The sequence below is a fragment of the Phenylobacterium parvum genome, assembly GCF_003150835.1.
In the GTDB taxonomy this organism is placed as follows: domain Bacteria; phylum Pseudomonadota; class Alphaproteobacteria; order Caulobacterales; family Caulobacteraceae; genus Phenylobacterium; species Phenylobacterium parvum.
The window spans coordinates 214,749-228,517 of record NZ_CP029479.1; the positions used below are offsets into that span (position 1 = coordinate 214,749).

9 protein-coding genes are annotated in these 13,769 nt (G+C 72.3%); 8 read left to right on the top strand and 1 reads right to left on the bottom strand.

The genetic code is table 11. The annotated features are described in order from the left end of the window. Positions 1-150: 150 nt before the first annotated feature. The 8 genes from HYN04_RS01095 (at position 151) to HYN04_RS01130 (ending at position 11,644) form a co-directional block, all read left to right on the top strand. On the top strand, positions 151-2,277 hold the full coding sequence (locus tag HYN04_RS01095) for a protein-disulfide reductase DsbD family protein (RefSeq protein WP_110449049.1): 2,127 nt from the start codon (positions 151-153) through the stop codon (positions 2,275-2,277). After that, positions 2,274-3,839 (top strand): glucose-6-phosphate isomerase, encoded by a 1,566-nt coding sequence (gene pgi, locus HYN04_RS01100; RefSeq protein WP_110449050.1) that lies wholly within the window; start codon positions 2,274-2,276, stop codon positions 3,837-3,839. The genes HYN04_RS01095 and pgi overlap by 4 nt, the downstream gene beginning before the upstream one ends. Before the next feature lie 89 nt (positions 3,840-3,928). Beyond that, entirely contained in the window at positions 3,929-5,470 is a 1,542-nt protein-coding gene (locus tag HYN04_RS01105) for an acyl-CoA synthetase (RefSeq protein ID WP_110449051.1), read from the top strand. Between the two features lie 20 nt (positions 5,471-5,490). After that, positions 5,491-6,351, top strand: coding sequence for an SDR family NAD(P)-dependent oxidoreductase (locus HYN04_RS01110; protein WP_110449052.1), 861 nt, complete (start codon positions 5,491-5,493; stop codon positions 6,349-6,351). A 225-nt stretch (positions 6,352-6,576) separates the two neighbouring features. Continuing rightward, positions 6,577-8,076, top strand: coding sequence for a histidine--tRNA ligase (gene hisS / locus HYN04_RS01115; RefSeq protein WP_110449053.1), 1,500 nt, complete (start codon positions 6,577-6,579; stop codon positions 8,074-8,076). Further along, on the top strand, positions 8,073-9,206 hold the full coding sequence (locus HYN04_RS01120) for an ATP phosphoribosyltransferase regulatory subunit (RefSeq protein WP_110449054.1): 1,134 nt from the start codon (positions 8,073-8,075) through the stop codon (positions 9,204-9,206). Before hisS ends, HYN04_RS01120 begins: the two co-directional genes overlap by 4 nt. Continuing rightward, a complete protein-coding gene (hisG, locus tag HYN04_RS01125; protein WP_110449055.1) occupies positions 9,203-10,153 on the top strand; it encodes an ATP phosphoribosyltransferase in 951 nt (316 codons plus the stop codon). The genes HYN04_RS01120 and hisG overlap by 4 nt, the downstream gene beginning before the upstream one ends. A gap of 285 nt (positions 10,154-10,438) precedes the next feature. Beyond that, entirely contained in the window at positions 10,439-11,644 is a 1,206-nt protein-coding gene (locus tag HYN04_RS01130) for a BaiN/RdsA family NAD(P)/FAD-dependent oxidoreductase (protein ID WP_110449056.1), read from the top strand. Between the two features lie 4 nt (positions 11,645-11,648). On the opposite strand, the gene HYN04_RS01135 is transcribed toward HYN04_RS01130, so the two are convergent. Further along, positions 11,649-13,676 carry a M13 family metallopeptidase gene (locus tag HYN04_RS01135; RefSeq protein WP_110449057.1) on the bottom strand — a complete coding sequence of 676 codons (2,028 nt, stop codon included), beginning with the start codon at positions 13,674-13,676 and terminating at the stop codon, positions 11,649-11,651. Between the last annotated feature and the right edge of the window lie 93 nt (positions 13,677-13,769).

Here is a 13,769-nt window from a genome sequence, read left to right on the forward strand (position 1 = left end):
GTCTCCCTCTCGCGGATTCACGACCGGGACGATCATGGGGCGGCGCGCCGGCGAAATCGAGCCCCTGCATCGGCCCGGCGCAGATTGCCATGGAGGGGTGCGGGGCCATATTAGGCGCGGTCCCGGTCCGTGTGACCGTCGGGGGTTCCCATGCTCAAGAGATTGCTCGCCGGTCTGGTGGCCCTCGTCGCCCTTGGGACGCTTGGCCCGGCCCGTTCCGCCCTCGCAGAGCCGGTCAGGACCCGCCACCTGACCGCCGAACTGGTCGCCGCCGCCGACGGCGCCGCCCCCGGGAGCGAGGTCCAGCTGGCCCTCCGGCAGGTCACCGACAAGGGCTGGCACACCTATTGGCGGAATTCCGGGGACTCGGGGGCGCCCACCGAGCTGACATGGACGCTGCCTGCAGGTTGGAGCGCCGGCGAGATCGTCTGGGCGCCGCCCTCCCGCAAGCCCATCGGCCCCCTTATGAACTACGGCTACGCCGGAGAGGTCCTCCTGCCGGTCAAGGTCAAGGTCCCGGCCTCGGCGCGGCCGGGCCAGACCGCCGACCTGCGCGTCCAGGTGGCCTTCCTGGTCTGTTCTGACGTCTGCGTACCCGAGGACGCCGACCTCTCGATCCGCGTGAAGGTGGTGTCCGGAGACCCCGCCCCTGATCCGACCTGGGGGCCTCGCATCCAGGCCGCCCTCGACGCCGCTCCCCAGCCGGGTCAGGTCCAGGCGGTGCTCGTTTCCGCACCCTCCGGCCTCAAGGTCGCCGCCACCGGACCCGTCCTGGCGGGCGGATCCGTGAAGCAGGCGTACTTCTTTCCCTACGAGACGGGGATCCTCGACCATGCGGCGCCGCAGGCCCTGGAGCGGGGTCCGGAAGGCCTGACTCTCTCCCTGAAGCCGGCGCCCGGTGCGGTGGCCCCGGCCGCCCTCGGCGGGGTGCTGGAAGTGGATGGCAAGGTCTATGAGATCCAGGCCGCCCCGGGTGTGGCCCCCGCAGGCGCCTCGGGCCTCGGCCCGCCCCCTTCCGCCCGCCCGGCGGGCTCCGCGTCGGGCAGCCTCGCCGGCGCCATCCTCTTCGCCTTCATCGGCGGCCTGATCCTCAACCTCATGCCCTGCGTCTTTCCAGTCCTGGCCATGAAGGCCGCCTCGCTGGCGGGGCATGGGCATGACCGGCGCGCAGCCCGCCTGCAGGGCCTGGCCTTCCTGGCCGGGGTCATGGCCACCTTCCTTGGCCTCGCCGTGCTGCTGCTTGTGGTGCGCGCCGGCGGCGCCGCCGTCGGCTGGGGCTTCCAGCTGCAGTCGCCGCCGGTGGTGTCCGCCCTCGCCCTGCTCATGCTGGCGGTGGGCCTCAACATGTCCGGCCTTTTCGAGATCGGCGGCTCCCTGCAGGGGATCGGTTCCGGCGCAGCCTCCCGGGGCGGGGGCCTTGGGGCCTTCCTGACCGGCGCCCTGGCGGTGGTGGTGGCGGCGCCCTGCACTGCGCCCTTCATGGCGCCGGCCCTGGGCTGGGCCATGACCCAGCCGGCGGCCGTGTCCCTTGCGGTGTTCGCCGGCCTCGGCCTTGGCTTCGCCGCGCCCTTCACCCTTGCCGCCCTTGCGCCTGGTCTCCTCGCCCGGCTACCTCGGCCGGGCCCCTGGATGGACATCTTCCGCAAGATCCTGGCCTTCCCGATGTACGGCGCGGCCGCCTGGCTGGCCTGGGTGCTGGCGGTCCAGGCCGGTCCGGACCTGCTGGCCCGGCTGCTGGCGGCCGGCGTCCTCCTGGCCTTCGCCTGCTGGCTCGCCGGCCTGGCCCAGAAGCGGGCGATCCTCGGCCAGCCTGCCCGCATCCTGGGCATCGCCGCCTTCGCCGTCGCCGCCCTGTCGGTCGCCGGCGCCGTCTGGCCCTCGTCCGCCGCCGCAGACGCCTCGGCCTCCGGCGGCGAAACCTCGGGGCTGGCCTACGAGGCCTACACGCCCGAGCGTCTTGCCGCCCTGCAGGCAGAGGGCAGGCCGGTCTTCGTGAACTACACCGCCGCCTGGTGCGTGACCTGCCAGGTCAATGAGAGGGTCGCCTTCTCCACCCGCACGGCCGCCGAGGCCTTCAAGGCGAGCGGGGTGGTCTACCTGAAGGCCGACTGGACCCGGCGCGACGCCGTGATCGCCAAGGATCTCGAGCGCTTTGGCCGAGCCGGGGTGCCGCTCTACCTCGTCTATCCGGCGGGCGGCGGCGAACCCCGCATCCTCCCCCAGCTCCTGACCCCGGACATCGTCGCCCGCGCGGTCCGGGACGCCGCCCGGGGGTGAGCGCCGTGACCGATCCCTGGGAGGCCCTGGCCCGCGCTGCAGCGTCTGATCCGCCGCTCCGGCGCCTCTTTGAGGTCGAGCCCGACCGCGTCCGTCGCCTGACTTTCGAGGCCTGCGGCCTGGCCATGGACCTCGCCAAGCAGCCCTGGTCTGCGGCCAGCTTCGCCCGGGCGGTCGACCTTGTCCGCGCCTGCGGCCTCGAGGCGGCGCGGGAGGCCCTCTTCGCCGGCGAGGCGGTCAACACCTCCGAGGGTCGCGCCGTCCTGCACATGGCCCTGCGCGATCCCGGGGCCCGGGACTGGCGCGCTGGCGGCCAGGCGGTCGCCCGGTCCGTGCGGTCAGAGCTCGACCGCATGCTGCACTTCGCCGGGACGGTGCGGAACGAGGGCGCGATCCGGGCGGTGGTGCACATCGGCATCGGCGGGTCGGACCTCGGGCCGCGACTGGTCTGGGAGGCCCTGGCCCCCGCCGTCCCGGAGATCGAGCTGCGCTTTGCAGCCAATGTGGATCCATCCGAGATCACCGCCGCCCTGGCTGGCCTCGACCCGGCCCGCACCCTGGTGATCGTGGTCTCCAAGACCTTCACCACCCAGGAGACCCTGTTCAACGCCCGCGCCGCCCGCGCCTGGCTGGCGTCGGCGCCGGGGGCGAAGACGCGCCTCGCGGCCGTCACCGCCGCGCCGGGGGCCGCCGCCGAATTCGGCGTCGACGCCGACCGCATCTTCCCCTTCGCCGACTGGGTGGGCGGGCGCTTCTCCCTGTGGTCGGCGGTGGGCCTGTCCTGCGCCATCGGCCTGGGGCCCGAGACCTTCGCCGGCCTGCTGGCCGGGGCGGCGACGATGGACAGCCATTTCCTTTCGGCCCCGCCGGAAGAAAGCCTGCCCGTGGTCCTGGCCCTGGCCCACGTCCTGAACCGCGACATCCTCGGCAGGCCTGCCCGTGCGGTGGTTCCCTACGCCCGCCGACTGCGTCTCCTGCCGGCCTTCCTCCAGCAGCTGGAGATGGAGTCCAACGGCAAGCGCGTGGGGCGCGATGGCCGGCCCGTGGCGCGACCGACCGCCGGCGTCGTCTTCGGCGAGCCCGGAACCAATGGCCAGCACGCCTTCTTCCAGGCCCTGCACCAGGGAACCGACGTCATTCCCCTCGACATCCTGGCCGTGCGCCAGGCCGTGGAGGGCGACCCCGCCGCTCACCGCGCCCTGCTGGCCAACGCCATCGCCCAGGCTGAGGCCCTGATGGCCGGGCGGACGGAGGCCGAGGCGCTTGCGGCCGCTGGCGGCGATCCTGTGCTCGCCGCGCAGAAGGCGTTTCCCGGCGACCGCCCCTCGGGCTTCCTGCTGATGGAGCGCCTCGACCCGCCGACCCTCGGCGCCCTCCTGGCCCTCTTCGAGCACAAGGTCTTCGTCGAGGGCGTCCTCTGGGGGCTCAACAGCTTCGACCAGTGGGGCGTTGAGCTGGGCAAGGTCCTGGCCGCCCGCATCCTGCCCGAGCTGGAGGGCGGGGCGCCTGCGGCGCACGACGCCTCCACCGCGGCCCTGGTCGCCCGCCTGCGCGGCGAGTGACCCCTGCGACGGGTTTACGCTTCCAGCGCCTCCGCTACAGTGGCCCCAGAGGGGCGGCCAGCGCCCCCGCTGGAGGAGACACAAGGCCCATGTATCTCGCCGACCACGCCCGCCTGACCCCCGACAAGCCGGCCCTCATCTCGGCGGACTCGGGCCAGGTCGTGACCTTCGCCCAGCTGGACGAGCGCTCCCTGAGGATGGCCAACCTGTTCCGTGACAGGGGCCTGAAGCGCGGCGACCACGTCGCCCTCCTGATGGAGAACAACCTCGCCTTCCTTGATGCGGTCTGGGCCTGCTTCCGGTCCGGCCTCTACATCACCACCATCAACCGCTACCTGCCGCCAGACGAGGCCGCCTACATCGTCAATGACTGCGGGGCCAAGGTCCTGATCAGCTCCTACGCCAAGCGCGAGACCGCCGAGGGCCTGTCCGACCTCATCCCGGCCTGCCCGATCCGCCTGATGGTCGACGGCGTCATCCCCGGCTGGGAATCCTACGAGGCGGCCCGGGACGGCGCCTCGCCGGCGCCCCTCGACCAGGAGTGGATGGGCGATTCCATGCTCTATAGCTCGGGCACCACGGGCCGGCCGAAGGGCATCCTGCGGCCCCTGCCGGAGGTCAGCCCCGCCGAGGCCTTCGCCCTGCGCCAGCAGGCCAACCGCTACGGCTTTGGCCCGGACACGGTCTACCTGTCGCCGGCGCCCCTCTACCACGCCGCCCCCCTGGCCTACGTGGTCACCGTCCAGTCCTTCGGCGGGACGGTGGTGATGATGGAGCGGTTCGACGCCGAGCGGTCGCTGGAGCTGATCCAGGACTACCGGGTCACCCATTCCCAGTGGGTGCCGACCATGTTCGTGCGCATGCTCAAGCTGCCGGAAAAGGCCCGCCGGGCCTTCGATGTCTCCAGCCTTCAGGTCGCCATCCACGCCGCCGCCCCCTGCCCGGTGGAGGTCAAGCGCCAGATGATCGAATGGTGGGGGCCGGTCCTCTACGAGTACTACGCCGGCACCGAGGGCTCGGGCTCGACCTTCATCGACAGCGAGGACTGGCTGAAGCACCCGGGCTCGGTGGGCCGGGCCGCCGTCGGCGTCCTTCGCGTCTGCGACGAGGAGGGGAATGAGCTGCCCCCCGGCGAGACCGGGCTCATCTACTTCGAACGCGAGATCCCTACCTTCGAGTACCACAACGACCCCGAGAAGACCCGGTCGTCGCGGCATCCGAAGCACCCCAACTGGAACGCCCTGGGCGACGTCGGCTACCTGGACGAGGAGGGGTATCTCTACCTCACCGACCGCAAGGCCTTCATGATCATCTCGGGCGGGGTGAACATCTATCCCCAGGCCATCGAGGACGCCCTGATCACCCATCCCAAGGTCGCCGACGTGGCGGTCTTCGGCGTGCCGGACCCGGAGATGGGCGAGGCCGTCAAGGCGGTGATCGAGCCGGCTCCGGGCGTAGCGCCCTCCGAGGACCTCGCCGCCGAGCTCATGACCTACGCCCGCGAGCACCTGGCCCACTACATGGCCCCGCGCTCCATCGACTTCATCGAGGAAATGCCGCGCCTGCCCACCGGCAAGCTCTACAAGCGCATCCTCCGCGACGCCTACTGGCAGGGCGACCGCAAGATCTGAACTCAGCAGGAAAGACCATCATGCAGGACCTCGCGGGAAAGACCGCCTTCATCACCGGCGGCGCCTCGGGCCTTGGCCTGGCCATGGCCCACGCCTTCGGCGCCGCGGGCATGAACGTCATGCTGGCCGACATCGAGACCGAGGCCCTGGCCCGGGCGGTCGCCGAGCTGGAGGCCCGGCAGGTGCGCGTGGCCGCCGTCCAGTGCGACGTCACCGACCGCGCCGCCCTGGTCGCCGCCGCCCGCGAGACGGTGGCCGCCTTTGGAAAGGTCCATGTCCTTTGCAACAACGCCGGCGTGGGCGCCGGCGGGGCGGCGGACGACATGAAGCCCGCCGACTGGGACTGGACCTTCCAGGTCAACCTGATGGGGGTGATTTACGGCTTCGAGGCCTTCCTGCCCCACATCCGCGCCCACGGAGAAGGCGGGGCGATCATCAACACCGCCTCCATGGCCGGCCACATGTCGCCCCCGGGCATGGAGGCCTACAGCGCCTCCAAGTTCGCCGTGGTGGCCCTGACCGAGGGCTGGGCGGCCCAGCTGGCGCCCGAGAACATCCAGGTCCAGGTCCTCTGCCCCGGATTCGTGCGCACCCGCATCAACCAATCGGGCCGCAACCGCCCGGCCAGGTTCGGCGGCCCCCAGGTGCGCGAGATCGTCCCGGACGACCGGGTGGCGAACGGCATCGACCCGGCCCGGGTCGGCGCCCGGGTGCTGGAGGCCCTTCAGGCCGGCGACCTCTACATCTTCACCCACCCGGACATGCGGCCCTTCGTCCAGATGCGGTTCCAGGGGATCATGGCGGGCTTTGACTCCGCCGACCGCAGCCAGGCCCTGGCCGGCATGGACTACCGGACCCCGGACCTCGATCTCCTGCCCTGAGGCGCGCCCTCCCGCCGGGCCCGGGACTGGACGGCCCGGCGGCTATGGGCTAGGGACCCGGCCCATGTTCCGTCAGGTTCATCATCACGGCCTCCACCATCCGACCTGCGAAAGCGGGAGCGGGCGGGTGCGTTCAGCCTGATCGAACCTCCGGCGCCGGCCCCCGCGCAATGCGGACGGGGCCGGCCGGCGGCTCCGTCCCTGGCCAACCCAAGGGATAGGACCATGACCACCCCCGACACCCAGACCGAAGCCGCCGCGGACGCCCCCCGCCCCGAAGCCCGTGCGCCGCGCGGCTTCATGGACCGCCGCGCCCGCGACCTCGCCGCCGAGCGCCGGATCCTGGCCCGCGTCTCCGAGGTCTACGAGCGCTACGGCTTCGAGGCCCTCGACACCGGCGCCCTGGAATACGCCGACGCGCTGGGCAAGTTCCTGCCTGACGCCGACCGTCCCAACGAGGGCGTCTTCGCCCTCCAGGACGACGATGACCAGTGGATGGCCCTGCGCTACGACCTCACCGCGCCCCTGGCCCGGTTCGTGGCCCAGAACCGCGAGGGCCTGACCAAGCCCTTCCGGCGCTACGCTTACGGCCCGGTCTGGCGCAATGAGAAGCCCGGCCCCGGCCGGTTCCGCGAGTTTACCCAGTGCGACGCCGACACTGTGGGTTCGGCCCGGCCCGAGGCCGACGCCGAGATCATCGCCATGGCCGCCGAAGGCCTGGCCGCCGCCGGCCTGCCCGAAGGCGGCTATGTCCTGCGGATCAACAATCGCCGCCTCCTCAATGGTCTCCTCGACCGGGCTGGCGTGGCCGACGAGGGCCAGAAGCTCGCCGTCCTGAGGGCCGTGGACAAGCTCGACCGTCTGGGCCCCGAGGGTGTCCGCCTTCTGCTGGGCGAAGGGCGCAAGGATGAGTCCGGCGCCTTCACCCGGGGCGCGGGCCTTTCCGCCGCCGCCGCAGAGTCCGTCCTGGCCTTCACCGCCGCCGGGGCCGGGGACCGGGCCGAGACCCTGCGTCGCATCGCCGAGGTCATCGGCGGTTCCGCCGAGGGCGATGCTGGCCTGGAGGAACTGGCGGGCATTGACCGGGCCCTGGCCGGCATGGGCGTCGGCGCCGACCGGGCCGTCTTCGATCCCTCGGTGGTCCGGGGCCTGGAATACTACACCGGCGCGGTCTTCGAGGCCGAGCTGCGGCTGGAGATCCTGGACGAGAAGGGCCAGCCCGCCCGGTTCGGCTCCGTCGGTGGCGGCGGCCGCTACGACGACCTGATCGCCCGCTTCACCGGCGAACGCACCCCCGCAACGGGCTTCTCCTTCGGCGTATCCCGACTGGCCGCCGCCCTGCGCGCCGCCGGCCGCGACTCCGGGCGGGAGGCGAGGGGCCCCGTGGTGGTCATCGCCTTCTCGCCCAACGACATGGAGGCCTACTTCGGCGTGGCCGCCGAGCTCCGCGCCGCCGGGATCGCCGCCGAGGTCTATCTCGGCGCCTCCGGCATGAAGGCCCAGATGAAATACGCCGACCGCCGGCTCTCGCCGGCTGCGGTGATCCTCGGGGGCGACGAGATCGCGGCCGGGACCGTCACGGTCAAGGATCTCGACCTCGGCCGCGCCCTGGCCTCGGACGTGACCGACAACGCCGCCTGGCGGGCCGAGCGCCCTGGCCAGCAGACGGTTCCCCGCGACCAGTTGGTCGGCGTGGTTCGCCGCATCCTCGGAGAGGCGCAATGACCGCCGGATCGCCACTTCCGGAGGCCCGACTCGAGGCGATCCGTGCGCCCTTCCGCGCCACCGCCGCGACCTGGGTGCAGCCGCCGGTCCTTCAGCCCCTGTCCCTGGTCCTCGACCTGGCCGGCGAGGCCCTGCGCTCGCGCCTCTTCGTCCTCCAGGCCGCCGGTGGGGAGGAGGTCTGCCTTCGGCCCGACTTCACCACGCCTGTCGCCCGCCTGCATCTGGCGTCCGGAGCCTCCGCCGGCGACTACGCCTACGAGGGCCTGGTCTTCCGGGCCTCGGCGGACGAGCCGGAAGAGGTCCTCCAGGTCGGCATCGAGCGCTTCGCTCCTGACGCTGACCGCATCGAGGCGGACGCCGGCCTGGTCGATCTCATCTGGCGCTCGGCCCTGGCCGGCGGTCGTACGGACCTGTCCCTGCGCCTGGGTGACGCCGGCCTCTTCCCGGCGTTCGTGGGCACCCTGGGCCTGAACCCTGTCCTGGCCTCGCGCCTGGTCCGCATGGCCGCCCGGCCGAGCCGGCTGGCGGCGGAGCTGGACCGCACCGATGGCGGCGCGCCGGTCGCTGGCGCTGATGACGTGATCGCCCGCCGGCTCGGCGCCCTGCCGCCCGGCGAGGCTGCAGCTCTCCTGGAGGAGATCTGGGCGCTCGCGGGAATCACCCCCGTGGGCGGCCGCAGCGCCGCCGAGATTGCAGGCCGCCTGGTCCGCCGTGCCGAGGCGGCGCAGGCGCCCGCCCTGTCTCCCACCCAGGCTGAAGCCATCCGCGCCTTCCTCGCCATCCGCGCGGCGCCTCGCAGCGCCCTTGCGCAGGTCAGCCGGCTGGCGCCCGGGGCGGCCGCCCTGCAGGCGAGGCTGTCCGACTGGAACCGGCGCCTTGACCGGATCGAGGCGGTCCCGGCCGGCGCCGCGCCGGCGATTTTCGAAGCCGCCCCCCGCGGGGACTTCGCCTATTACGACGGCCTGGTGTTCGAGGTGCTGTCCACGGCCCTGGGCCCGGACCGGCCCGTGGCGGCGGGAGGGCGCTACGACGGCCTGCCCGCCCGGCTATCGGGGTCTGGCGCCGCCCCGGGATCGGCCCTGGGCGGCATGGTCCTGCCCGGACGGGCCCTTGTGGAGACGGGACAATGAGTGACGCCCTGACCCTCGCCATCCCCTCCAAGGGGCGCTTGAAGGAGCAGGTCGAGGCCTGGCTCGAGGACTGCGGCCTCAGCCTCGCCATGAGCGGGGGCGACCGGGGCTACCGCGCTCGCCTGCGCGGGGTGGAAGGGGTGCAGGTGCGCCTTCTCTCCGCCGGGGACATCGCCTCGGCCCTGGTCTCCGGCGAGGTGCACCTGGGGGTCACGGGCGAGGACCTCCTGCGCGAGCAGGGCGCCGATGCCGCCGCATCCGCCCTTCTGCTCCGGGCCCTTGGCTTCGGCCGCGCCGACCTGGTGGTCGCCGCGCCGAAGAGCTGGCTGGATGTCTCGACCCTGGCCGACCTGGAGGAGGTGGCCCATGAGCGCCTGGTCCGCACCGGTCGCCGCCTCCGGGTCGCCACCAAGTACCTGGTCCAGACCCGCGAGTTCTTCGCCCGCCATGGGGTGACGGACTACCGGATCGTCGAATCGGGCGGCGCCACCGAGGGGGCCCCGGCGGCGGGCGCCGCCGACATCGTCGTCGACATCACCACCACGGGGGCGACCCTCCAGGCCAACGACCTGAAGATCCTCGAGGACGGGGTCATCCTCAGGAGCCAGGCCCAGCTGGCGGCCGGCCTCCGGGCGGACTGGACGGCGGAAGGCCTGGCGGCGGCCGAATCGCTCCTCAGGATCCTCGAGGCCCGGGCGGCCGCCCACGCCTCGGCGACCCTCATCTGGCCGGGCGGGGACGAGGATCCGATCCTGCCGGAACTCGAGGCCCTCGGGGCGGTGCGGCGACCGAACGGCCTCCTGGCGCCGGTGGACCTCGTGGCCCGCGTGGCGGCGCGCCTTACCGCTGCGGGGCGCGGCCCCGTTACGGCTTCGCGCCCCGACTTTGTGTTCGAGACGGCCTGTCCGCCGGTCGAGCGGCTGCAGGCGGCGCTGGGGCATAACTGACGGAAGTGTCAGGATTTCCGGGCTAACCGGAAGATTGGACGCAGCGTCAACCTCGGCGGTTGACAGGGGGCGGGATTTGCCTTCAAGTCTCGCTTACGAGAGAAATGACGGCTGTTGAACCGTCGATCTCCGGCGTTTCGGGGAGGAAACGCCCTCTTAATTCCAAGGCCAAAGGCCAATGCAACCCGCCGGAAGGCGGGTTGTTTTTTGCCCGGCCCCAAAATTTGACGAAATTGTCAGAATTGTGGGAGCCATGGCTTCCCGCCTGGCCCGGAGGTCATGCCCATGCCCCGTCTGAAGGTGGTGATCGCCGGCGCCGGTCCCGCCGGACTGATGGCAGCGGAGCGTCTCGCCCAGGGCGGGGCGCAGGTGGTGGTGCACGATCGCATGCCCAGCCCCGCCCGCCGCCTGCTGATGGCCGGGCGCGGCGGCCTCAACCTGACCCATTCCGAACCCCTGGCGGACATGCTCGGTCGGTACGGCGACCGGACATCCCGCCTCGCCCCCCTGCTGGAGGCCTTCCCTCCGCAGGCCCTGCGCGACTGGGTTGAGGGCCTGGGACAGGAAACCTTTGTCGGCTCCAGCGGCCGGGTCTTCCCCCGGACCTTGAAGGCCTCCCCCCTCGTCCGGGCCTGGCTGTCCAGGCTGGACGGCCTGGGGGTGGAGCTCCGCCTGCGTTCGACCTGGACGGGCTGGGACGCCGCCGGCCAGCCCCGGTTCCGCGGGCCGGATGGCGCCGGGGGGGCCGAGCCGGCCGACGCCCTGTTGCTGGCCCTTGGCGGCGCCAGTTGGCCCCGCCTGGGCGCCGACGGTGGATGGACGAGCCTGCTGTCGGAAGCCGGCGTCCCGCCGGCGCCGCTCCGGCCGGCCAACTGCGGCTTTGTCGCTGACTTCCGGCCGGACTTCGCCGACCGGTTTGCCGGAACCCCGCTGAAGACCGTCGCCCTGCGCCATGGCGATCGCGAGGTCCGCGGGGAACTCCTCCTGACCGGGCGGGGCCTGGAGGGCGGGGCGGTCTACGCCCTCTCGGCGTCGATTCGGGACACCCTCGAGGCGGCGGGCGAGGCCTGGGCCTTCATCGATCTTCGTCCCGGCCAGCCGGCTGCGGACCTCGCCGAACGCCTGGCCCGGCAGGACCGCAAGGCCAGCCTGTCGAACCGGCTTCGCAAGGCCCTGTCCCTGTCGCCCGCGGCCATCGCCCTGCTGCGCGAGGCGGGACCACCCCCGTCCGAGCCGCTCGCCCTGGCGGAGCGGGTCAAGTCAGTCCCGGTCCGGCTGACGGCGACGGCGGGGATGGACCGCGCCATCTCCACCGCGGGCGGGATCCGGTTCGAGGACCTGGACGCCGGCCTGCAGCTGCGCGCCCGGCCCGGGACTTGGATCGCCGGCGAGATGCTGGACTGGGAGGCGCCCACGGGCGGCTATCTCCTGCAGGCCGTCTTCGCCACCGGCGTCCACGCCGCCCGGGACATCCTGGCCCGGACGGGCTGAGACCTCACCAGATCCGCGCGCGCTTCTCAGGGGGCAGGTGCATGCCGTCGCCCGGCTTCACGCCGAAGGCCTGGTAGAAGGCGTCGACATTGCGCACCGGGACGTTCACCCGAGCCCGGGGTGGGGAGTGCGGGTCGGTGGACAGGAGCTGGCGCGCCCGGTCCTCGCGCACCTTGGACCGCCAGACCTGGGCCCAGCCGTAGAAGACCCGCTGCTCGCCGGTCAGGCCCTCGATCACCGGGGCGGGCGCGCCCTTGAGCGAAGCCTTGTAGGCGTCCAGGGCCAGCAGGACGCCGCCCAGGTCGGCGATGTTCTCGCCCATGGTCAGGTCGGGCTTGATGAAGCCGCCGGGCAGGGCCTCGAAGGCCGCATATTGGGCCCCCAGCTTTGAGGCCTCGGCTTTGAACCGCTCGGCGTCCTGCGGGGTCCACCAGTCGCTGAGCCGCCCGTCGCCGTCCGACTTCCGGCCCTGGTCGTCGAAGCCGTGGGTGATCTCGTGCCCGATCACGCCGCCAATGGCGCCGTAGTTGATGGCCATGTCGCCCGCCGGGTCGAAGAAGGGCGGCTGGAGGATGGCGGCCGGGAAGACGATCACGTTCCGGGTCGAGGAGTAGTAGGCGTTCACCGTGGCCGGGGTCATGCCCCATTCCTTGCGGTCCACAGGTCTGTTCAGGCGCGCCACGCGGCGGTTCCAGTCCCAGGCCCGGGCGCGGGAGACGTCGCCGAACAGGTCGCCAGGCTTCATCTCCAGGCCGGCATAGTCCCGCCAGGCTTCGGGATAGCCGATCATGACGCTGAACTTGGACAGCTTCTCCAGCGCCTTGGCGCGGGTCTCGGGACCCATCCACGACAGGGTCTCGATCCGGCCGCGCATGGCGGTCTTGATGTCGGCGACCAGGCCTTCCATCAGAGCCTTGGACTCCGGCGGGAAGTAGGCCGCCACGTAATCCCTGCCCAGGGCCTCGCCGAGCTGGTCATCCACCAGGGTCACGGCGCGCTTCCAGCGCGGCTGCTGCTGGGGCTGGCCGGTCAGCACCTTGCCCCGGAACTCGAAGTTCGCCTGGTCGAAGGCGGGCGACAGGTAGGGCGCGGCCTCATCCACCAGGCTCAGGGCCATGTAGGCCTTGAGGGTGTCCAGCGGGGTCTCCGCATAAATCTTCGCGATCTCGGGGATGGCGCCCTGCTCGCGCAGGATCACCCGCTTCGCGCCGGAAAGCCCTGCCCCAGCCAGGTAGTCGGCCCAGGCGAAGCCCGACGCGCTCCGGGCCAGTTGGGCGGGGGTGGCGGGGTTGTAGGTCTTGTCCCGGTCCCGGCGCTGGGCGCTGGTCCATGAGGCCTGCGCGATCCGGGTCTCGAAGGCGAGGATGGCGTCCGCCGCCTTGCCGGGTTCGGGCCAACCCGCCAGGGTCAGCATGCGCTCGGCATAGGCCCGGTATTCCTTGCGCTGCCGCTCAAAGCGCGCCTCGAGATAGTAGTCCCGGTCCGGCAGGTTCAGCCCGGACTGGCTTACATAGACGGCGTAGGCCTGCGGGTCGCGGGCGTCATCGGAGACAAAGACCGAAAAGACCGAAGCCCCGAAGCCCTGGGCCGAGCGGCCCATCAGGCGGGCGGCGTCCCGGTGGTTGCGGAGGCCGCGGATTTCCTTCAGCGCCGGGGCGATCGGCTGGGCTCCCAGGGCGGCGATACGGCCCTCGTCCATGAAGTTGCGGTAGAGGGTGGCCAGGCGCTGGCGATCCGCCGTGGGCGCCGGGTCCGCCGCGGCCGCCTCGAGGACGGCGTGCATCCGGTTCACGGACAGTTCGCGAAGGGCGTCGAAGGCGCCGAAGCTCGACCGGTCGGCGGGGATCTCCAGCTTGTCCAGGTAGGTTCCGTTGGCGTGCAGGAAGAAGTCCTTTCCCGCCGGGGTGGCCGCGTCCCGGCCGGTCATGTCGAAGCCCCAGGTTCCCATCCGGGGGGCGGGGAGGTCGGCGGCGAAGGCGGGCAGGGCGACGGACGCGGCGAGGGCGGCCAGCAGGGGGCGGGCGACAATCATGGGGAACTCCGGCGGTCGGCGGGACAGGTCGCGCAACATGCCGCCGCCTTGGCTCCGGGGCACGAAGTTTCTGCATCCCCGAGCCCCTTTCCC